Here is a 20,232-nt window from a genome sequence, read left to right as displayed (position 1 = left end):
CCCCATCACCCTCGCCCCCGCCGGAACCCAGAGCTCGCCTCCTAGGTCCGTCAACTTGACGCCCCGTAGAGCGACACGCCCTAGACCGGCAAAGCGCTGACGGGGCCCGATGGTCACTGAAAGTGGGTAGAATGCGGTTTTTTTCCAGTTGCGGGGGTGCGCGTTGCGCGAAATCGTCCTGATTAACATCACGGGAGTCGACCGTCCGGGTCTGACGGCAGCCATTACCGGTGTTCTGGCACAAGGTGGTGTGAACATTCTCGATATCGGTCAGGCGGTGATCCACGACACCCTGTCGTTCGGCATCCTGGTTGAAATTCCCGACTCCGAGCAAGGCAAATCCGTGCTCAAGGACATCCTGTTCAAGGGCTACGAGCTCGACCAGCAGGTGCGCTTCACCCCGGTGTCCGAAGAGGATTACCAGCAATGGGTGGGCAACCAGGGCAAAAAACGCCACATCGTGACCTTGCTGACCCGCAAAGTGACCGCCGGCCAATTGCAGGCCGTCAGTGCGATCACGGCCAAATACGGTTTGAACATCGACCACATTGACCGTCTGTCGGGTCGTATGCCGCTGGACACGCCGGCGGACAAGGGCAAGGGCTGCATCGAGTTTTCCGTGCGTGGCGAAGCGGCCGATCCGCAGGCCCTGCGCGCCGAATTCCTCAGCGTCGCCCAAGAGCTGAACGTCGACATCGCTTTCCAGGAAGACTCGCTGTTCCGTCGCAACCGGCGTCTGGCCGTGTTCGACATGGACTCGACGCTGATCGAAGCCGAAGTGATCGATGAGCTGGCCAAGGCTGCCGGTGTCGGCGAACAGGTGTCGGCCATTACCGAACGGGCGATGTCCGGCGAACTGGATTTCCGCGCCAGTTTCAAAGAACGTCTGGCGCTGCTCAAAGGCCTCGACGTCAGCGTGCTTGATTCGATCGGCGCTTCGCTGCGTCTGACCGAGGGCGCGGAAACGTTGTTCGCCGAGCTCAAACGTCTGGGTTACAAGACCGCGATCCTGTCTGGCGGCTTCACCTATTTCGCCAAACAATTGCAGGCCAAACTCGGCATCGACTACGTGTTCGCCAACGAACTGGAAGTGGTCGACGGCAAGTGCACCGGCGTGGCGATCGAGCCGATTGTCGATGCGCAGCGTAAGGCTGACCTGCTGAAAGAGCTGGCGCATAAAGAAGGTTTGCGTCTGGAGCAGACCATTGCCGTGGGCGATGGCGCGAACGATCTGCCGATGCTGGCGATTGCCGGGCTGGGTGTGGCCTTCCGCGCCAAGCCGTTGGTGAAGCAATCGGCGAAGCAGGCGATTTCGACGTTGGGTCTGGATGGTGTGCTGTATTTGCTGGGTTTCCGTGATCGTGATGGGCAGCTCTGAGATCTCTATCGCCTGACTTGGCCTCTTCGCGAGCAGGCTCGCTCCCACATTTGAAATGCATTTAACTGTGGGAGCGAGCCTGCTCGCGAAGGGCGCGCCTCGGTCTAGAGTGACTTCCACAACGAATCAAAATCCTCCTCGCTCCCGCCATTCTGCGCGGCCTCCAGCGAGCGGTAAGCGAACTGATTAAAACTGTGCGTACTCGCCACCCGCCTATCCAGCCCGGCGCGGTGTTCTTCGCCGTGGGTGTTGATCAGCACTTTGCTGCCCTCCTGAAATGGCAGGCGCGGCGCCAGCAGCGTCGCGGGCACGTCGATGGCGCTGATCTCCGGCAGCAATAATCCACGCAAATACTGGCTGTGATCGTCCCGCGAACGCACCAGTTGCAAGCCGCAGGGCTGCGCGTGTGGCGCCACCAGTTCAATGCCCATTTGCGTGCCGCCGCCGCGCACCTGACGAATCCAGCGAATCACCGCGATGCTCCAGCCCAGACTGGCGCTGTCCTGAATGCCGAGCATTTCCCCGGCCTGCAATTCGGCGGGGACTTCTTTCGGCCAACCCAGGCAGTAACCGCCGGGGCTGTGATTGATCACGGGCAACGCATAAGTCGGATAGTGCGGTGCGGCGTCGGCGCTGCTTTCATCTTCGCCGAGATGGTCGTACTGGATTTCTTCGTAGGGTAAAAACTGCTCGTTGTTCTGTGGTGCGGCATCGAAGGCCTGGCTCCAGCTGTCCTTTTCACCTTGAACCACGGCGTGGCTGAAATTCGCTGCGCGGGCGCCGGGATGTTTGAGCATGTCGCTGAAACTGCGCTCACCGCCAAGGTAGAAGTGCAGGGCGCTCATGCCCACGCACACGGTCAGATTGCCTTGGCCGACAGTGCGCTGAAAACTGCGTTCAGCCGCTTCGCCCCACGTCGCGTGTAAATGTTGCAGCGTGTCGAAACTCAGCCCGGTCGGGACGGGCAAAGGCTTGGACGTGTCCTGATGCAGCAAATGCGCTTCGAGGGTATTCACCAGTGGTTGCGGATCGAAGCCGAGCAAACCGGCGCGCTGCTCACTGCGAAACATGCTGCGGTAACGCGGGCCGACATCGAGTTCGGCGCTGATCGCAAACAGGCCGTCGTCGGGCGTACCGGGGTGCAGCTTGAGCAGGGCGCTCCATGGTTCAAGCACTTCGGCAAGGCGGGCGATCTGGTTCTGGCGCAGTTGATTGCAGCGCGCGCTGCCGAGGAGCAGGGCGGCGATGTAAGTTTGTTCGAGGCTCAGCTCGGTGGTCAGGCTGGCCAGATCGTCATGCACGCGCCGCTGTTGCAGCTGCAATTCACACGCGATGCGATAGAGCTGATGCAGTTCAAACCACAGATGCTCTGGCGGCGGACTGTATAGCTGGGTTGCGCGAACCAGTTGGCCCTTCAACGCATGGGCTGCGCGCTGCAAAGCTAATCCAACCAACGCCGCACGATCCTTGCTGTACTTCGGCGCAATCCGCAGAACGATCTGTTTGTAACCGATCGCCAAATGACTTTGCAGGGCTTGGCACAGATTGCTGATCTTGCGCGAACGCTCATCGAGCATGATCGCTTGATGCAGGAAATGTCGCTCCAGATGCTGACAGACGAAATACACCTCGGGCCGCAGCAATTCGAGCAGGTGCAGACGATTGTCGCTGGGGGTGAGTAATTGGTTGAGTTCGCCTAGGCCTTGATACAACTGGCGGGCGGTTTCGCCGATGTTGGCCTTGGGCAGGCCGGCGATCCAGCGCTTGAGGTCGCGCGGGGTGGCTTCGCAAAATGACAGGCGCGGCTGACTCGGGGTCGGGGCGCGCAACTGTGGGGGAGAAATGGTCTGGCTCATGCCAAAAACCATAGCAGCAAATAAGCGAGCGGGTGTTCTGCCTCAACGCATCGTCATTGACGATGCACACAAAACAACGTGTAGGAGCTGCCGCAGGCTGCGATCTTTTGATCTTGATCGTTCCCACGCTCTGCGTGGGAATGCAGCCGTGGACGCTCCGCGTCCAAAGATCAAAAGATCGCAGCCTTCGGCAGCTCCTACAGAGGTATCGACCGTCAGGGGAATCCATGACGGTCGATGCGTACTCAGGCGTTTGGCAGTGCCAGGCCTTGGCCCATCTGCACCGGCGAACCGGCAACCAGTTCTTCAGCCCACTTCACCTGATCCGGGCCGAACAGCACGATTGCGGTCGAGCCAAGTTTGAAGCGGCCCAGTTCAGCACCTTTCTCCAGATGGATCGGCGCACGGGCGGCTTCGTCGTAGCGGAAGGTTTTCAGCTCACGCTTCGGCGGGGTGACCAGACCGGCCCACACGGTTTCAATCGAAGCAACGATCATCGCGCCGACCAGCACTACCGCCATCGGGCCGCGCTCGGTGTCGAAAATGCACGCCACACGCTCGTTGCGAGCGAACAGTTCCGGCACGTTTTCAGCGGTGGTCTGATTCACCGAGAAAATCCGGCCCGGGATATAGACCATCTCGCGCAAGGTGCCGGCCAGCGGCATGTGCACGCGGTGGTAGTCCTTCGGCGACAGGTAAATAGTGGCGAAGTCGCCGCCCATGAACGGTGCCGCATTGGCCGCATCACCGCCGAGCAGTTCGAGCACGCTGAAGCTGTGGCCCTTGGCCTGGAACACGCGACCGTGTTCGATCGGGCCGAGCTGGCTGACCGCACCGTCGGCCGGGCTGAGGATCGCGCCCGGGGTTTCGTCCAGCGGGCGCGCGCCGTCTTTCAGGGCGCGGGTGAAGAAGGCGTTGAAGTGCTCGTAAGCGGTCAGGTCTTCCACCAGCGCTTGCGACATGTCGACTTGATAACGCTTGGCGAACCACTGGGTGAACGCATTTTTGAACCAGCGCACGCGGCACTCGGCAACGCAGCCGGCCAGGCGCGACAGCAGGTGATGAGGCAGCAGGTACTGACTGAGGATAAACAGACGCTCTTTCATTAGTTGTCCTTAAAAACCTTAAATCTCGACTGGCGTGTCAGGGTGGTTGCCCCATTCGCCCCAGGAACCGGCGTAGCCTTTGACCCGCGGATAACCGAGGGATTTGGCCACCAGATAAGTGAAGCCCGACCGGTGATGGGTCTGGCAGTGGGTAATGATTTCTTTGTCCTTGGTGATCCCGAGGTCTTCGAGGATCTGCGGCATGTCAGTACGAATTCGCAGCTGACGCGCCTTGTCCATGCCCGCCGTCCATTCGAAATTGACCGCGCCGGGGATGTGCCCGGCCTTGGCGGCCAGCACTTTCTCGCCGGAGTATTCCAGCGGCCCGCGCGCATCCCAGATCGCCAGATCGACAGCACCGAGACGGCTTTGCAGGTATTCACGGGTCGCGGTCGGCTCGTCGTGCAGGGTCAACGGCAGTGGGCCACCGACGGCTGCCGGCACTTGAATCGACATCGGCATGCCATCCGCCAGCCACGCCGGCAAACCACCGTCTATATAGTGGTACTTGTGGTGACCGATCACGTCGAGCAACCAGATGAAGCGCCCGGCCCAGCCGCCGCCCTCGTCGTCGTAAACCACGTAAACCGCGTCCTTGCGATGGCCCAGCTCACCGAACAACGCTTCCAGATCGGCTTTGGCCGGCAGCAAACCCGGCGCCGGCGGCTGGCCGAGCTGGGTACGCTTGGGGTCGACAAAGCGCGCGCCGGGGAGATGTCCCTCGGTGTAGCGGGCGGCACTGGTCAGATCCACCAGAATCAGCTCTTCAGACTCAAGCCGAGGCAGCAGGTCGCTCGGTTCGATGACGAGCGGCAAGCCAGAGAAGTCAGACATGCGAGGTCTCCAGAGCACAAAGGGGAGGATTGTAGCGCAGCCTCATCGGCCACGGCTGCTAAAGCTGTGCAGGGCTTTTTCGATGCACTGCGCGGTTTTGCCAAAGGCCTGCACGGTGATGTCGGCAAACGGCCCGCCGCCCTGATCGGCGACGACGATCATGATCACCCGGCCATTGTTGACCAATGAACGCAGGAACAAATGCTCGCCGCGAAACAACGTGCGCAGGCCCGGTGGCAGCAACGCGGAAAACTGTGCGTTGTTGTCCGGGTTGATCCGCACCTGCGCCTGTTGCGCGAGCAAACGTTGCAGCACGCTGCTCTGGCTGACGACAAAATTCAGCGCCGCCGCTTCTTTCGGCAGGCCGAAGGTTTGATTCACGCGCAGATTGGATTGCGTGCGGTCAGCCATCAGGATCATCACCCGACGCATGCCGCTGGCCACCAGCGCATCGCGGGCGGCGACGGTCAGGCTCATGGCATTGGTGAAACGGCTCGGCTCAGCCAGCAGTTCGGCGCATTGCTTACGCCACTGGCCCAGGTCTTCAGAGGTCGGCGCGGCGGCGGGCAACATCCCGGCGGGTAAACGACGAGTGCCCCACGGCCACAACAGCGAAACCGCTGGGTGCCACAAATCAGGCATCGCATGTTGCCGGGCACTGTTCGCGGCTTGTTGGTGCAACTGTTGCTGCACCTCGTCCATGGAAATCTGCAGATACAGGCTGGTCAGGTACTGCCAGCGTTCACTGTGCGGACTGTCCCAGGCCTGTTGCGCCGAGAGCGCCAGACCGTTGGCCAGCAGCACGGTGTTGGCCGGTTGATTGAGCCAGCGGCGCAGGGTCGGGTCATCGTCGAGGCGATTTTGCTGGCGCAGCGGGTGTTCGCTGTCGCGGGCGATGCGCAGCACTTTGACCAGTTCACGCTGTTCGCTGAGCAACAATTTATAGCCTTGCTGCACCCAGATCGGCAGGTGCCAGACCGCAACCAGCGCTTCCGCGATCCGCAGCAGGCGCACGCCGAACAATTGCTTTTCGACGGTGCGCGCCGATTCGCCCTTGTGGATAACCCGCAGCTCCCACTCGTCGAGCAACTGTGGATAAGTCAGCGCCAGTGGCCACAGCGGCGACAGAAACAACAGGCTGCCCCAATGAATGTCCTGCCACAGCCGCGCCAGGCGACTGGCGAAAAAGCCATTGGCCTGTTGCGTCGCGTGCTGGCTGATCATCTGCAATTGGCGCAGGGCCTTGGGGATTTGCATTTGCGGTTCGGCTGGCAGGCGCGCGAGCAGTTCTTCGGTGCGGGCGAGGCCGAGACGGTTGATCGCCACTTCCAGATTTTCCGCCGGCGTGCCCATGTTGCCGTGGGTGTGACGATTGGCCTCACGGATGATGCTCAAGGCCAGCGCCGGGCTGTCCTGCATCAAATCGGCGATGTCGCGCAGCGAGCTGCGGTTATCACGGATCGCGCGACAGACCTTGTCGTGTGCCTCTTGCGGCACGGGCAGGCGAACGCTGTCGAGCAGCTTGACCCAGCCTTCGAGGGTGGTCGGTTTTGCGTGTGGGACGTTCGTTTCATTAGCCATGTCTGGACGGGATCTTCATCTGCTTTAGACGCGCCCGGCATGGGCTAAATTGGCTTTTCGCCTGAACTGGCTATAGTCTGGCGCAGTTTTGCCGATAAGTAGAAGAAGAGATTTTTTAACTTCCGAATATGACCTTGAACCCGACTTAAATAAGTACTTTCTACCTATGGCTAAAATTATCGGCATCATCGTCGTATTCGCGAGCGTGCTCGGCGGATACGTGCTTTCCCACGGCAAAATTGCCGCCCTGATCCAGCCTTTCGAGGTGTTGATTATCGGTGGCGCGGCACTCGGTGCGTTCCTGCAGGCCAACCCCGGCTACATGACGATGCACGTGCTCAAGAAGTCCCTGAGCATGTTCAGTTCGCGCTTCACCCACACGTTCTATCTGGAAGTGCTGGGTCTGATCTACGAGATCCTCAACAAGAGCCGCCGCGAAGGCATGATGGCCATCGAGGGCGACATCGAAGATGCCGCCGCGAGCCCGATCTTCGCCAAGTACCCGGCCGTGCTCAAAGACGAACGCATGACCGCGTTCATCTGCGATTACCTGCGCATCATGTCGTCCGGCAACATGGCCCCGCACGAGCTGGAAGGCTTGTTCGACATGGAGCTGTACAGCCTTAAAGAAGACCTCGAACACCCATCCCACGCGGTGAACGGCATCGCCGACGCCATGCCGGGTTTCGGTATTGTTGCGGCGGTACTCGGTATCGTGGTGACCATGGCTTCGCTGGGTGAAGGCGATCAGAAATCCATCGGTCTGCACGTCGGTGCGGCACTGGTCGGTACCTTCTTCGGTATTCTCGCGGCGTACGGTTTCTTCGGCCCGCTGGCGCATTCGCTGGCCCACGATGCCAAAGAAGAGCTGAACGTTTACGAAGCCATCAAGGCCTCGCTGGTGGCTTCGGCTTCTGGCATGCCGCCATCGCTGGCAGTCGAGTTCGGGCGCAAGGTGCTGTACCCGGCGCACCGTCCAAGCTTCGCCGAGCTGGAACAAGCGGTTCGCGGTCGCTAAGTCATGGAAAATAATCAGCCGATTATCATCAAGCGCGTCAAGCGCATAGCCGGTGGGCATCACGGCGGAGCGTGGAAAATCGCCTTCGCCGACTTTGCGACGGCGATGATGGCGTTCTTCCTCGTGCTGTGGCTGTTGTCCACCGCCACACCCGAGCAGAAGATCGCCATCGCCGGTTATTTCAAAGACCCGGTCGGCTTCTCCGAAAGCGGCACGCCGTACATCATCGACTTGGGCGGCACGCCGACCCTGGCGCCGGAAAACACCCTCAACCCTGAGGTGAAATCCCAGCCGCAACCAGACAAGGTCACCGTCGACACCGAACAGGTCGAAGGCATGGCCGAGCAGGTCGAGAAAGAACGTCTGGAACTGCTCCTGCAAGAACTGCAGAACAAGGTTGACGAGAACCCGCAGCTGCAGAAATTCAAGGATCAGATCCTCTTCGAGATCACTCCGAATGGTTTGCGCATCCAGATCATGGACGCTGAAAACCGGCCGATGTTCGACTCAGGTTCTGCACGCCTGAAGCCGTACTTCGAAGACATCCTGCTGGCGATGGCCGACACCATCAAAGCGGTGCCGAACAAAATCAGCATCAGCGGCCACACCGACGCCAAGCCGTACACGGGCACTGGCGATTTCGGTAACTGGGAGCTGTCGGCCAACCGCGCCAACGCTGCACGTCGTGCACTGGTAGCGGGTAGCTATCCGGATGCGCAGGTGGCGCGGGTCGTCGGTTATGCCTCGTCGGCGTTGTTCGACCGGGAAAACCCGTTCAACCCGGTCAACCGTCGTATCGACATCGTCGTCCTGACCAAAAAGGCCCAGGAAGCGATCGAGGGTGCGCAAGGTGCGGACGCGGCGAAACCAGTCGATGAAAGCCACAACGGCGCCACCCCGGCAACGCCGGTTGATCCGAATGCTCTGCCGGCGGATCAGCAACCGGTGCCGCCGCATGAGTTGCGTGAACGGTTGAATCTGTTTGATGACGCCGCGCCGAAACCGGCGGAACCGGGGAGTGCGGCGCCAGCGCCGGCTCCTGCGCCGAAGCAGTAAGAGACGAAAAAGCCGCCAGTAATGTCGGCTTTTTTTTGTGGCTGGCGGTTTGAGATTTGGTGTGGCGCCAAGAGCACCCCCTCACCCCAGCCCTCTCCCCCAAGGGGTAGAGGGGAAAGGGAGCCGATCTTCGTGGTTGTCAAAATTTGCGTTTGACTGAAGGAGGGGAGCCGATCTTCATGCTGTTCAGAGTCTGCTTTTGACTGATGCAAGGGAGCAGATCTTTGTGCAGTTCAAAACCTGAGTTCTACTCGATATTTCAGGTCGGCGTACCTCGCACAATCACCGCTGTCAGTCCCCTCTCCCTCCGGGAGAGGGCTAGGGTGAGGGGCTCTCAAGCCAGACCGACCAATCAAAACCCCCGCCGAATCCTGCCCTTCAACTGATCATGAAACTGCTCGGCATTCCTCTTGTAAGTCCCCTTCATCGACTCACTCATCGAATCCAGCATCACCGAGCGCTTATTCGTCACTTCCTCACGATAAGCATCAATAAAGAAATCCAGATCTTTATCCGTACTCAATTTCGGCCATTTATCCAGATACAGCGGCAGCTCCGCCGGCCCGGTCTTGAACGAGCAGATCCGCCGGTTGCTGATGGTCGCCTCGCCAATCTCGAACGGCACCCACCACGACGAAGCCGTCCGCTCCGAGACCACCGCCAGCAAGTGCGTGCACTCGGTGATGTTGCGGGTGATGACGCCGGTGATGTCGTCGGTGGTCTGTGATTCCGGATCGAGCACATCCAGATAAGTCTTGATGTTCGCCTGTTTCAGGCGACTGTTGATCGCCATGGCCTGCATACGATCCATGTGGCGGTAGCTGATAAACACAGGCATCAGAAGTGTCCTTTGATTGCGAGTTCGCGGTAGTAGGCGCCGAGCGCGGTGAGGCGGCAGCCGGTGGAGTGGAGGGCGGCGTAGTACATGTGCTCGGCGTCGACCGGTTCGATCAGGCTGTGGCGATTGCACTTCTGCAGTTGCGCGAAGACCTCGCCGTGTTCCGGATTGAAGCTGGCCTCGGTCGGTTCGTAGCTGGGATCGAGCGGGTAGGTCGATTCGGCTTCGGCAAACCATTCGGGCAATTTGCGCAGGATCTCTTTGGGGATCAGCGGCGAGACTTCGCGCAGGGAAATGAACTGCGACACATTGGTCTTGAACACCGGGCGTTGTTCCCAAGCGTCGAGCGCGTTATCGACAAAGGAATAGAGGCTGCCGGGCGTGATCTTGCCGAGAATATTCGCCGCGCCGCCATGCAATGCCTGCAGCAGCAAACCGGTAAACACGCCGTGTTGCGCGCCTTCCATGGCCGGTTCTTCCTTTTTGCACGCGGTGAGAATGGTCATGCCTTCGCCGACCACACTGCTTTCGCTGCGCAAGGCGCGCACTTCACCGGCGGCGCCGCTTTGGCAGCAATCGAGGATGATCACTTTGTTCTTGATGCGTGTGGCTTTGCTCGCCCAGTTGAGGATGTCGCTGATGCGGATGCCGTCCTTGGCGTTGCGATAATCCTGGGGCAGCAACATGCCTTCGTCATTGTCGGTATCGAAACCGCCATGCCCGGCGAAATACAGCAGGGCGACATTGCAGTCGCCGGAAAACAGCTCGCGGATCTGGTCTTCGAGCATCTCCCGACCCAGGTAATCCTCGGCCGACGTCAGCACGACATTCTTGAAGTTGGGGTCGCCGTCGGCGTCGGTTTTCAGCACCGAGGCCATGGCCATGGCGTCATTGCTGCAACCGCTCAGGCGCGAAATATGCGTGTAGTCGTTGATGCCGATAAACAGTCCCTTGCGCATGATCAGGCCGCCGTGTGCAGGCGGATCGCGCCGACGATGCTGTTGGTGTTCCACGCGCATTCGGCGTGTGCGGCGTTACGCACCACCGTGGAAATGCGCTCGGCGCCGAACGGTTTCACCGCGATGATCAGCTTGCCCATGCGCTTGGCGATCTCGATTTCCTTGTTGATCCACTTGCTGTAGGTCGAATACATGCCGGCCATGATCAGCACCGCCGAGCACGGACGAATCTTGTTTTCGATGGCTTCTTCGAGCTGTTTGTCGGTCTGCGCGCCCATGATCGGGTTGTGCGGCGGCACCGAAAAATTCTTGTAGGTGAAGTCGGGGTGGGCACTGAGCAGGCGCACCAGATTGTCGTGGGCGTGGGAGTAGTTCCACGAGTGGCTGATGAACAAATGGTAGGTTTGCATGGGGGTTCCTCTGGGGCGCGGACGTGCGACGAGGAACTCAATGTAGGCTCATGAAACGTGCCCACAAGGCTTGGGCGAAGAAAGAGAAATGTCCTGCAGGCAGGCGTGCAGAAGTCCTACAGAAAAGACCGATGTTTAAAAAAGGGAGGAGGGTGTCAGGGGAAAACCGACATCCGGCAGCCCTTGGGGAAAGGGCTGCCGGTGCGACTGTTTAATAGCCGTTTTCGGGCAGGCTGGCGATGATCGAGCGGTAGCTGTTCATGCGCTGTTGCTGAACGCGGCCGTCTTCCAGTGCCTTGAGCAAGGCACAGCCTGGCTCGCGGTCGTGCTTGCAGTCGCGGAAACGGCAAGTGCCGAGCAGGTCGTCGAACTCGATGAAACCGGCTTCAACATCGGCACGGCTGACGTGGCCGAGGCCGAATTCACGGATACCCGGGGAGTCGATCAGCTCACCGCCGCCGGGGAAGTGGAACAGGCGCGCGGTGGTCGTCGTGTGCGTGCCCTGACCGGACAGCTCGGACAACGGCCCGACGCGGGTTTCCACTTCAGGCAGCAAGCTGTTGACCAGCGACGACTTGCCGACACCGGACTGACCGACGAACACGCTGATGCGTCCGTCGAGCTGCTTTTGCAGCTGTTCCATGCCGTCACCGTGGTGCGCCGACACTTCCAGCACCGGATAACCGAGCGTGCGGTACACCGCCAGCAGCGCATTGAGCGCCGGTGCGTTGTGCTCGTCGATCAGGTCGAATTTGTTCAGCAGCAGCAACGGGCGGATGCCGGCGTGTTCGGCGGCTACGAGATAGCGGTCGATCAGGTTGGCATGCGGCTCGGGCAGCGGGGCGAAGACGATGACGATCATGTCGACGTTGGCCGCGACCGGCTTCAACTGGCCGCGGCTGTCCGGACGGCAGAGTTCGGTGGTACGCGGCAGTTGCGCGACGATCACACCGATGCCCTGATTGCCGGCACGCCAGACAACCGTGTCGCCGGTCACCAGCGCAGGCAGGTTGGCGCGCAAGTGGCAGCGGAAAACCTGGCCGGCCTGTTCGCCGTCAATGGCCTCGACTTCGACTTGCACACCGAAGTGAGCGATCACCAGGCCGGTCTGTTCCGGGCCCAGGTCGCCGCCCTCCAGGGCTTCGACAGCCGAGGACTCGCGTTTGGCGGCGCGTGCGGCGCGTTCGCCCTGAATCTTTTCGATGCGCCAGTTTTGACGACGATTGAGTTGGCGTTTGGCCATGGGTGTTCCGTCTGAAGAATGCAGCGATTAGGTAAAACGGCCGCGAGTTTAGCACGCCCGGCAGCCGGCCTAGGCTAAACTGCGCAGCATTGCTCAGGAGCCGAAACATGCAAAACCCGCAGAATCTGATCTGGATCGACCTCGAAATGACCGGCCTTGACCCGGACAACGACGTCATCATCGAAATGGCCACCATCGTCACCGACAGTGACCTCAACACCCTGGCCGAAGGCCCGGTGATCGCCATCCACCACAGCGACGAAGTGCTCGCGCGCATGGACGAATGGAACACCCGCACCCACGGCAACTCCGGCCTGACCCAGCGCGTGCGCGACAGCCGCATCAGCATGGCCGAAGCCGAAGCGGAAACCATCGCCTTCCTCGAGAAATGGGTGCCGAAGGGCAAGTCGCCGATCTGCGGCAACAGCATCTGCCAGGATCGGCGCTTCCTTTATACCCACATGAAAGCGCTGGAAAGCTATTTCCACTACCGCAACCTCGACGTCTCGACGCTCAAGGAACTGGCCGCACGCTGGGCACCGGATGTGCGTGACAGCTTCAAAAAGGGCAGCACCCATTTGGCGCTGGACGATATTCGCGAATCGATCGCCGAGCTGCAGCACTACCGCAAGCACTTCATCAAGTTCTGATGCGATCCCTGTAGGAGCTGCCGCAGGCTGCGATCTTTTGATCTTTTTTTAAAGGCAAAATCATAAGATCGCAGCCTGCGGCAGCTCCTACGGGGTTTTGTGTTTGCTGCGGCGCCCTCTTTTGGTGCCGCACCGAAATGGCTAGACTGCGCGCCTTCCTGACTGGATCGCCACCATGTTGCTGATGCTCTATCTGATTGCCATCACCGCTGAAGCCATGACCGGCGCGCTGTCCGCCGGCCGTCGCGGCATGGACTGGTTTGGCGTGGTGTTGATCGCCTGCGTCACGGCGTTGGGCGGCGGTTCGGTGCGCGACGTACTGCTCGGACACTACCCGCTGACGTGGGTCAAACACCCGGAATACCTGGTGCTGACCTCGGTCGCAGCAATGTTCACCGTGTTCACCGCCCGCTGGATGCGCCACCTGCGCTCACTGTTTCTGGTGCTCGACGCCGTCGGCCTGGTGGCGTTCACACTGATCGGCTGCATGACCGCACTGGAAATGGGCCACGGCATGCTGGTGGCCTCCGTCAGCGGCGTGATCACCGGCGTCTTCGGCGGCATCCTCCGCGACATCTTCTGCAACGACATCCCGCTGATCTTCCGCCGAGAACTCTACGCCAGCGTCTCGTTCGCGGCGGCGTGGTGTTACATGCTTTGCCTGTATCTGAACGTGCCAAGCGAACAGGCGATTCTGATCACACTGTTCGGCGGTTTCCTGCTGCGCCTGCTGGCGATCCGCTTCCACTGGGAAATGCCCAAGTTCGTCTATAACGACGCGCCTTGAAATCGTCTGCTTACTGCGGTCGAAATATCCTGTCGGAATTGTTGAATAGTTCGTGAGGGGGAGTCAGGTAAATGGGGTATTTGAGTCTCTAAATACCCCATTTAATGGAAAATTACCCCAATTGAGCGTTGAATCATCGCGTTAAACGGCGCGTTCAGCATGTTGCTTAAGCGCCCACTCCACATGCTCGCGCACCAGCTCTGACGGATAATCCCGCCGTGCCTTCAACGCTTCCAGCACTGGAATGCTCGACGGCGCATTACCGAGCCCTACTGCCAGATTGCGCAACCAGCGTTCATACCCGGCGCGGCGCAGTGGTGAGCCTTCGGTGCTGCTGAGGAATTTATCCTCGTCCCACATAAACAACTCAGCCAGTTCCGCATTGTCGAGATTGTGCCGTGGTTTGAAGTCGCTCTCCCCAGAGGGTTTGGCGAAGCGGTTCCACGGGCAGACGATCTGGCAGTCGTCGCAGCCAAACACGCGGTTGCCGATCAGTGGGCGCAGGTCTTCGGGGATCGCGTTTTTCAGTTCGATGGTCAGGTACGAAATGCAGCGTCGCGCGTCCAGCACATACGGGCCGACGAAGGCATTGGTCGGGCAGATGTCGAGGCACGCGGTGCAGCGGCCGCAATGTTCGGTGCTGTGCGGATCATCGACCGGCAACGGCAAGTCGACGAACAACTCGCTCAAGAAGAAGTAGCTGCCAGCCTTGCGGTTCAGCACCAAGGTGTTTTTGCCGATCCAGCCCAGTCCGGCCTGTTCGGCGATGGCTTTTTCCAGCACCGGCGCGCTGTCGACAAAGGCGCGAAAACCGAACGGGCCGATCTCGGATTGAATCTTGTCGGCCAATTGTTGAACACGTTTACGGATCAATTTGTGGTAATCGCGGCCCAAGGCATAACGCGAGACGTAGGCTTTTTCCGGTTGGGCCAGGCGTTTGGCCATTTCGGTATCGCCGGGCAGGTAGTCCATGCGCAGCGAAACCACGCGCAATGTGCCCGGCACCAGTTCTTCCGGGTGCGAGCGTTTGCTGCCGTGGGCGCCCATGTAGTCCATTTCGCCGTGGTAGCCGGCCGCGAGCCAGCGCTGCAGATGCTGTTCATGCTCGGCGAGATCCAGACCGCTGATGCCGACTTGCTGAAAGCCCAGCTCGCGGCCCCAATCCTTGATCGATTGGGCGAGGGCGGGCAGGTCTGTGGTGATGGCGGACATGAGGCGAGAGAAACCAGAGCTGAGGTGCGTATAATTCTGCCAGACATCGGAGCCCGAAGACGCATGCCGCACACGAAAGATGAATCACCCGACGCGCTGTATGGCGCCGCACAGGTGCGCGAACTCGATGCGCGGCTGATTGCCGCCGGCACGCCGGGCTTCGAATTGATGCAGCGCGCGGCGCATGCAACGTGGCGCGCGCTGGTTCGGCAATGGCCGTCGGCGACCGAACTGACGGTGCTGGCCGGGCATGGCAACAATGCTGGCGACGGTTATCTGGTCGCGGCCATGGCACAGCGAGCCGGGTGGCAGGTGCGGGTGTTGGCGGTCGGCGATCCGCAGCGATTGCAGGGCGATGCCGCTTTGGCGTATGCCGAGGCGTTGGCTGAAGGCGTCGCGGTGCAAGGCTGGCAGGCTCACAGCGAACTGCGCGGCGTCATTCTTGATGCCTTGCTCGGCACCGGTTTGAGCGGTGACGTGCGCGAGCCTTACCTCTCGGCGATCAAAGCCATTAACGCCAGCGGCTTGCCGGTAACGGCCGTCGATATTCCTTCTGGTTTATGTGCAGACACCGGGCATGTGCTCGGCGCCGCCGTGCAGGCCGATCTGACGGTGACCTTTATCGGGCTGAAACTCGGTTTGTTCACGGGCGATGCGGCTGATCACATCGGCTCGTTGCTGTTTAATGATCTGCAAGCCAGCGCCGGCATTTATCGTGACATTCCGGTCATCGCCCAACGGCTCAACCCGGCTAATCTTCCGAAACTGGCGGCGCGTACGCCGACTTCGCACAAAGGTCGTTTCGGCCATGTGCTGCTGATCGGTGGCGATCACGGGTTTGGCGGGGCGATCCTGCTCAGCACCGAAAGCGCCTTGCGCAGCGGCGCCGGTATGGTTTCGCTGGCGACGCGCCCGGAGCATGTCCCGGCAGCGCTGACTCGTGTGCCGGAGGTGATGACGCTCGGCACATCGTCGGCCAATCAATTGATGGGCTTGCTGGAAAAAGTCTCAACACTGGTGATCGGCCCCGGACTCGGCCAGGCCAGTTGGGGGCGGGCGTTGCTGTCGGCGGCTGCCAATGCGCCGTTGCCGCAAGTCTGGGACGCCGACGCGTTGAACCTGCTGGCGAGCGGTTTTGTGCAGCTGCCCAAGGATTGCGTGATCACCCCGCATCCCGGCGAAGCGGCGCGGCTGCTCGGCATCAGTACCGCCGAAGTGCAGGCTGATCGACCGGCCGCCGCGCGGGCATTGAGCAAAAAATACGCAGCGACTGTAACTCTCAAAGGTGCCGGTACTCTGATCGCACATCCCGATGGGCGTCTGGCGCTGTGTCATCAGGGCCATCCGGCAATGGCGACCGCCGGGTTGGGTGACGTGCTGGCCGGTTTGACCGGCGCGTTGCTGGCGCAGGGTATGCAAAGTTTCGACGCCGCGTGTCTGGCCGTGTGGCTGCACGCCAACGCCGGGGCGCAACAAGGCAAATTGGGCCGTGGGCTGGCGGCCAGTGATCTGATTCCAGCCATTCGTCAGTTGTTGGAGGAGCAAGCACCGTGTCTGAAGTAACCCTGTACCTGGCCGATGAACAGGCCATGAGCGACTTTGGCGCACGGATCGCCCGCGTGACCCAGGGCCACGGCCTGATTTTTCTGGAAGGCAACCTCGGGATGGGCAAAACCACGCTGTCGCGGGGCATTATTCGTGGCCTGGGCCACGTGGGCTCGGTAAAAAGTCCGACCTTCACATTGGTCGAGCCCTACGAGATCGGTGACGTCCGCGCCTTCCACTTCGACCTGTATCGACTGGTCGATCCGGAAGAGCTGGAGTTTCTCGGCATCCGCGATTACTTCGAAGACGATGCGCTGTGCCTGATCGAGTGGCCCGATAAAGGTGCAGGCTTTTTGCCAAAGCCTGACCTGACCATTACCATTAGCCCGCAAGACAGCGGGCGTTCGCTGAAAATTTTATCCCAGGGCTCGCGTGGCGAGGCTTGGTGTGCCGCTTTGGCATTGGAATCCAATTAAATGATGGGGTTAGGTATGCGCTTTCGCGCGTTGGTGGCTGCCGTTGGACTGTTGTTGATGGCAGTAACCGTCAACGCTGTGGCCGATTCAAAGGTCAACAGCGTGCGCTTGTGGCGAGCGCCGGATAACACGCGACTGGTCTTCGACCTGAGCGGCCCGGTGCAGCACAGCGTCTTCACCCTGACCGCTCCGGATCGGCTGGTGATCGACATCAATGGCGCCACCTTGGGTGCGCCGCTGAAATTGCAGACTGCGAACACCCCGATCACCGCCATGCGCTCGGCACAACGCACGCCGACCGACCTGCGCGTGGTCATCGACCTGAAAAAAGCCGTCACCCCGAAAAGCTTCTCGCTGGCGCCGAACGGGCAGTATGGCAACCGTCTGGTGGTCGACTTGTTCGACAACGCAGCCGACGCCGAACCCGCTCCAACACCTGCGCCGACCCCTTCGGTCGCGACCATACCAGCAGTGCCGGTCACCCCGACAGAACCGGCGATCAAGTTGCCCCCAGCCCCGGCCGGCAAGCGCGACATTATTGTGGTGATCGACGCCGGCCACGGTGGCGAAGACCCGGGTGCGTCCGGCTCGCGCGGGCAGCGTGAGAAAGACGTGGTGCTGCAGATCGCCCGCGAACTGCAACGTCAGGTCAACGGCATGAAAGGCTTCCGCGCCGAACTGACCCGTACGGGCGACTACTTCATCCCGTTGCGTGGCCGTACCGAAATCGCCCGCAAAAAAGGCGCCGATCTGTTCGTGTCGATCCACGCCGACGCCGCGCCGTCTGCGGCAGCCTTCGGTGCCTCGGTGTTTGCCCTGTCTGATCGTGGCGCAACCTCGGAGACCGCGCGTTGGCTGGCCGACAGCGAAAACCGTTCCGACTTGATCGGTGGTGCCGGCAACGTCAGCCTCGACGATAAAGACCGCATGCTCGCGGGCGTATTGCTCGACCTGTCGATGACCGCCTCGCTGACCTCCAGCCTCAACGTCGGCCAGAAAGTCCTGACCAACATCGGCCGCGTCACGCCGTTGCACAAACAGCGCGTGGAACAAGCCGGGTTTATGGTGTTGAAGTCGCCGGACATCCCGTCGATCCTGGTCGAAACCGGGTTTATCTCCAACGCCAACGAAGCCAACAAGCTCTCGGCCTCAAGCCACCAGCAAGCGCTGGCGCGTTCGATCAGCAGCGGCGTGCGCCAGTTCTTCCAGCAGAATCCGCCACCGGGCACCTACATCGCCTGGCTGCGTGATTCCGGAAAAATCGCCCAAGGCCCGCGCGATCATCGCGTCGGCCCGGGTGAAACCCTGGCAATGATCGGCGTGCGTTATCAGGTGTCGCCGGCCACGCTGCGCAGCGCGAACAATCTGAAAAGTGATGAGCTGAAAGTCGGCCAGCACCTGACCATTCCTGGCACCGAACTGGCGTCCAAAGAATGAACGAAGTGCTGAACGCTGCCGCGCGCATCGAACTGCTCAGCCCACGGCTGGCGAACCAGATTGCCGCCGGTGAGGTGGTTGAACGTCCGGCCTCGGTGATCAAGGAGTTGCTGGAAAACAGCCTCGACTCCGGCGCCAAACGCATCGATGTCGATGTCGAGCAGGGCGGCGTCAAGCTGCTGCGCGTCCGTGATGACGGCAGCGGTATTTCCGCCGATGACCTGCCGCTGGCGCTGGCCCGCCACGCCACCAGCAAGATCCGCAATCTCGAAGACCTCGAGCAAGTGATGAGCCTCGGTTTCCGGGGTGAGGCACTGGCGTCGATCAGCTCCGTGGCGCGCCTGACCCTGACTTCGCGTACCCGCGATGCCGAACAGGCCTGGCAAGTTGAAACCGAAGGTCGCGACATGGCACCGCGGGTTCAACCGGCGGCGCATCCGGTCGGCACCTCGGTGGAAGTCCGTGACCTGTTTTTCAACACCCCGGCGCGGCGCAAATTCCTCAAGACCGAAAAAACCGAATTCGATCACCTGCAAGAAGTGATCAAACGTCTGGCGCTGGCGCGTTTCGACGTGGCTTTTCATTTGCGCCACAACGGCAAAACCATCCTCAGCCTGCACGAGGCCCACGATGATGCGGCCCGCGCACGGCGTGTAGCGGCGATTTGCGGCTCGGGTTTCCTTGAGCAGGCGCTGCCGATCGAGATCGAGCGCAACGGCCTGCACTTATGGGGCTGGGTCGGTTTGCCGACCTTCAACCGTAGCCAGGCGGATTTACAGTATTTCTTTGTGAATGGCCGGGCCGTGCGCGACAAACTGGTCGCCCACGCGGTGCGTCAGGCCTATCGCGACGTGCTGTTCAACGGCCGTCACCCGACGTTTGCGCTGTTTTTCGAAGTTGATCCGGCGGCAGTCGACGTCAACGTCCATCCGACCAAACACGAAGTGCGCTTCCGTGACGGGCGCATGGTGCATGACTTCCTTTACGGCACGTTGCACCGCGCGTTGGGCGATGTGCGGCCGGAAGATCAACTGGCCGGCTCCGTCACCACTGCCGTCGTTCGCCCATCCGGCCTCGATGCCGGCGAGTTCGGCCCGCAAGGCGAAATGCGTTTGGCGGCCAATGCGCTGCTGGAACAACCGCAGGCACAACCGGCGTTTAACACGTCGTCCGGTGCCAGCGCTGGCGGCGCTTATCAGTATCAATACACACCGCGCCCGCAGTCGGGCATGCCGCCGGCTGCCGAAGCGCAGGCTGCGTATCGCGAGTTTTTTGCGCCGCTGCCCGAAGCCAATGCCAATGCGCTGCCGGCCGGTCAGGAAGACATTCCGCCGCTGGGTTACGCGCTGGCGCAGCTCAAAGGCATCTACATTTTGTCCGAGAACGCCCAAGGCCTTGTGCTGGTGGACATGCACGCCGCGCACGAGCGGATCATGTATGAGCGCCTTAAGATCGCCATGGCCAGCGAAGGCTTGAGCGGTCAGCCATTGCTGGTGCCAGAGTCGTTGGCAGTCAGTCAGCGCGAAGCCGATTGTGCTGAAGAGCACGCCGCATGGTTTCAACGTCTGGGCTTTGAACTACAGCGGCTGGGCCCGGAAACTCTGGCGATCCGCCAAATTCCAGCCTTGTTGAAGCAAGCCGAAGCCAACCGCTTGGTCGGCGATGTACTCTCGGACTTGATGGAGTACGGCACCAGTGACCGGATTCAGGCGCACCTGAACGAACTGCTCGGCACCATGGCCTGCCACGGCGCGATCCGCGCCAACCGGCGCCTGGCCCTGCCGGAAATGAACGGCCTGCTGCGTGACATGGAAAACACCGAGCGCAGCGGTCAATGCAACCATGG

General features: G+C 60.9%; 18 protein-coding genes. 9 read left to right on the top strand and 9 right to left on the bottom strand.

Going from position 1 to position 20,232, the window contains the following annotated elements; genetic code table 11:
* Nucleotides 1-163: 163 nt before the first annotated feature.
* The gene (gene serB, locus ACIP1X_RS23405; protein ID WP_159811704.1) at nt 164-1,378 is read left to right on the top strand and encodes a phosphoserine phosphatase SerB; all 1,215 of its coding nucleotides are present in this window, start codon (nt 164-166) and stop codon (nt 1,376-1,378) included.
* Nucleotides 1,379-1,482: 104 nt separating this feature from the next.
* Here serB and ACIP1X_RS23400 read toward each other — a convergent pair whose 3' ends face one another.
* The 4 genes from ACIP1X_RS23400 to ACIP1X_RS23385 all read right to left on the bottom strand — a co-directional run bounded on the left by ACIP1X_RS23400 (nt 1,483) and on the right by ACIP1X_RS23385 (nt 6,755).
* Complete coding sequence (locus ACIP1X_RS23400) at nt 1,483-3,234, bottom strand: molecular chaperone (RefSeq protein WP_400755351.1); 1,752 nt, start codon at nt 3,232-3,234, stop codon at nt 1,483-1,485.
* Nucleotides 3,235-3,479: 245 nt separating this feature from the next.
* Nucleotides 3,480-4,340 carry an archaetidylserine decarboxylase gene (gene asd / locus ACIP1X_RS23395; protein WP_053116755.1) on the bottom strand — a complete coding sequence of 287 codons (861 nt, stop codon included), beginning with the start codon at nt 4,338-4,340 and terminating at the stop codon, nt 3,480-3,482.
* A gap of 18 nt (nt 4,341-4,358) precedes the next feature.
* A complete protein-coding gene (rhdA, locus tag ACIP1X_RS23390) occupies nt 4,359-5,174 on the bottom strand; it encodes a thiosulfate sulfurtransferase (protein ID WP_400755349.1) in 816 nt (271 codons plus the stop codon).
* Between the two features lie 42 nt (nt 5,175-5,216).
* Entirely contained in the window at nt 5,217-6,755 is a 1,539-nt protein-coding gene (locus ACIP1X_RS23385; RefSeq protein WP_400755347.1) for an HDOD domain-containing protein, read from the bottom strand.
* A 166-nt stretch (nt 6,756-6,921) separates the two neighbouring features.
* Here ACIP1X_RS23385 and motA point away from each other — a divergent pair, with 166 nt between their 5' ends.
* Both motA and motB read left to right on the top strand, forming a co-directional pair.
* Entirely contained in the window at nt 6,922-7,773 is an 852-nt protein-coding gene (motA, locus tag ACIP1X_RS23380) for a flagellar motor stator protein MotA (protein WP_053116758.1), read from the top strand.
* 3 nt (nt 7,774-7,776) lie between these two features.
* Complete coding sequence (gene motB, locus ACIP1X_RS23375) at nt 7,777-8,829, top strand: flagellar motor protein MotB (RefSeq protein WP_282357909.1); 1,053 nt, start codon at nt 7,777-7,779, stop codon at nt 8,827-8,829.
* 352 nt (nt 8,830-9,181) lie between these two features.
* Here the strand turns inward: motB and ACIP1X_RS23370 are convergent, their stop codons facing one another.
* The 4 genes from ACIP1X_RS23370 to rsgA all read right to left on the bottom strand — a co-directional run bounded on the left by ACIP1X_RS23370 (nt 9,182) and on the right by rsgA (nt 12,279).
* On the bottom strand, nt 9,182-9,667 hold the full coding sequence (locus tag ACIP1X_RS23370) for a toll/interleukin-1 receptor domain-containing protein (protein WP_053116761.1): 486 nt from the start codon (nt 9,665-9,667) through the stop codon (nt 9,182-9,184).
* Nucleotides 9,667-10,626, bottom strand: coding sequence for a caspase family protein (locus ACIP1X_RS23365; protein ID WP_053116762.1), 960 nt, complete (start codon nt 10,624-10,626; stop codon nt 9,667-9,669). The genes ACIP1X_RS23370 and ACIP1X_RS23365 overlap by 1 nt, the downstream gene beginning before the upstream one ends.
* A 2-nt stretch (nt 10,627-10,628) precedes the next feature.
* Nucleotides 10,629-11,036: a TIR domain-containing protein gene (locus ACIP1X_RS23360; RefSeq protein WP_400755345.1), complete on the bottom strand. Its 408-nt coding sequence runs from the start codon at nt 11,034-11,036 to the stop codon at nt 10,629-10,631.
* A gap of 211 nt (nt 11,037-11,247) precedes the next feature.
* Nucleotides 11,248-12,279: a small ribosomal subunit biogenesis GTPase RsgA gene (gene rsgA, locus ACIP1X_RS23355; RefSeq protein ID WP_007915800.1), complete on the bottom strand. Its 1,032-nt coding sequence runs from the start codon at nt 12,277-12,279 to the stop codon at nt 11,248-11,250.
* Nucleotides 12,280-12,386: 107 nt separating this feature from the next.
* Between rsgA and orn the strand changes: the two genes are divergently transcribed.
* Together orn and ACIP1X_RS23345 are read left to right on the top strand one after the other, a co-directional pair.
* Nucleotides 12,387-12,929, top strand: coding sequence for an oligoribonuclease (orn, locus tag ACIP1X_RS23350; RefSeq protein ID WP_053116764.1), 543 nt, complete (start codon nt 12,387-12,389; stop codon nt 12,927-12,929).
* A gap of 175 nt (nt 12,930-13,104) precedes the next feature.
* Complete coding sequence (locus ACIP1X_RS23345) at nt 13,105-13,716, top strand: trimeric intracellular cation channel family protein (RefSeq protein ID WP_095120635.1); 612 nt, start codon at nt 13,105-13,107, stop codon at nt 13,714-13,716.
* A gap of 141 nt (nt 13,717-13,857) precedes the next feature.
* Here ACIP1X_RS23345 and queG read toward each other — a convergent pair whose 3' ends face one another.
* On the bottom strand, nt 13,858-14,928 hold the full coding sequence (queG, locus tag ACIP1X_RS23340) for a tRNA epoxyqueuosine(34) reductase QueG (protein ID WP_400755343.1): 1,071 nt from the start codon (nt 14,926-14,928) through the stop codon (nt 13,858-13,860).
* A 63-nt stretch (nt 14,929-14,991) separates the two neighbouring features.
* Between queG and ACIP1X_RS23335 the strand changes: the two genes are divergently transcribed.
* The 4 genes from ACIP1X_RS23335 to mutL form a co-directional block, all read left to right on the top strand.
* On the top strand, nt 14,992-16,491 hold the full coding sequence (locus tag ACIP1X_RS23335) for an NAD(P)H-hydrate dehydratase (protein WP_400755341.1): 1,500 nt from the start codon (nt 14,992-14,994) through the stop codon (nt 16,489-16,491).
* Nucleotides 16,479-16,949, top strand: a complete 471-nt coding sequence (tsaE, locus tag ACIP1X_RS23330; RefSeq protein WP_053116768.1) for a tRNA (adenosine(37)-N6)-threonylcarbamoyltransferase complex ATPase subunit type 1 TsaE — start codon at nt 16,479-16,481, stop codon at nt 16,947-16,949. Before ACIP1X_RS23335 ends, tsaE begins: the two co-directional genes overlap by 13 nt.
* A 3-nt stretch (nt 16,950-16,952) precedes the next feature.
* Nucleotides 16,953-18,386, top strand: a complete 1,434-nt coding sequence (locus ACIP1X_RS23325) for an N-acetylmuramoyl-L-alanine amidase (protein ID WP_218586048.1) — start codon at nt 16,953-16,955, stop codon at nt 18,384-18,386.
* Between the two features lie 8 nt (nt 18,387-18,394).
* Nucleotides 18,395-20,232: DNA mismatch repair endonuclease MutL (gene mutL / locus ACIP1X_RS23320; RefSeq protein WP_400755352.1), on the top strand; the 1,838-nt coding region annotated here is incomplete at its 3' end.

Origin of the sequence: Pseudomonas sp. NPDC088885 (genome assembly GCF_044750025.1) — a bacterium.
GTDB lineage: Bacteria > Pseudomonadota > Gammaproteobacteria > Pseudomonadales > Pseudomonadaceae > Aquipseudomonas > Aquipseudomonas rustica.
Note: the sequence above shows the minus strand (reverse complement) of the source record. Positions and strands in the feature narration are given on the sequence as shown.

What these genes read in the sequence shown, in the direction of transcription:
- ACIP1X_RS23400 (WP_400755351.1), bottom strand. Translation starts at nt 3,234, where the DNA reads ATGAGCCAGACCATTTCTCCCCCACAGTTGCGCGCCCCGACCCCGAGT.
- asd (WP_053116755.1), bottom strand. Translation starts at nt 4,340, where the DNA reads ATGAAAGAGCGTCTGTTTATCCTCAGTCAGTACCTGCTGCCTCATCAC.
- rhdA (WP_400755349.1), bottom strand. Translation starts at nt 5,174, where the DNA reads ATGTCTGACTTCTCTGGCTTGCCGCTCGTCATCGAACCGAGCGACCTG.
- ACIP1X_RS23385 (WP_400755347.1), bottom strand. Translation starts at nt 6,755, where the DNA reads ATGGCTAATGAAACGAACGTCCCACACGCAAAACCGACCACCCTCGAA.
- motA (WP_053116758.1), top strand. Translation starts at nt 6,922, where the DNA reads ATGGCTAAAATTATCGGCATCATCGTCGTATTCGCGAGCGTGCTCGGC.
- motB (WP_282357909.1), top strand. Translation starts at nt 7,777, where the DNA reads ATGGAAAATAATCAGCCGATTATCATCAAGCGCGTCAAGCGCATAGCC.
- ACIP1X_RS23370 (WP_053116761.1), bottom strand. Translation starts at nt 9,667, where the DNA reads ATGCCTGTGTTTATCAGCTACCGCCACATGGATCGTATGCAGGCCATG.
- ACIP1X_RS23365 (WP_053116762.1), bottom strand. Translation starts at nt 10,626, where the DNA reads ATGCGCAAGGGACTGTTTATCGGCATCAACGACTACACGCATATTTCG.
- ACIP1X_RS23360 (WP_400755345.1), bottom strand. Translation starts at nt 11,036, where the DNA reads ATGCAAACCTACCATTTGTTCATCAGCCACTCGTGGAACTACTCCCAC.
- rsgA (WP_007915800.1), bottom strand. Translation starts at nt 12,279, where the DNA reads ATGGCCAAACGCCAACTCAATCGTCGTCAAAACTGGCGCATCGAAAAG.
- orn (WP_053116764.1), top strand. Translation starts at nt 12,387, where the DNA reads ATGCAAAACCCGCAGAATCTGATCTGGATCGACCTCGAAATGACCGGC.
- ACIP1X_RS23345 (WP_095120635.1), top strand. Translation starts at nt 13,105, where the DNA reads ATGTTGCTGATGCTCTATCTGATTGCCATCACCGCTGAAGCCATGACC.
- queG (WP_400755343.1), bottom strand. Translation starts at nt 14,928, where the DNA reads ATGTCCGCCATCACCACAGACCTGCCCGCCCTCGCCCAATCGATCAAG.
- ACIP1X_RS23335 (WP_400755341.1), top strand. Translation starts at nt 14,992, where the DNA reads ATGCCGCACACGAAAGATGAATCACCCGACGCGCTGTATGGCGCCGCA.
- ACIP1X_RS23325 (WP_218586048.1), top strand. Translation starts at nt 16,953, where the DNA reads ATGGGGTTAGGTATGCGCTTTCGCGCGTTGGTGGCTGCCGTTGGACTG.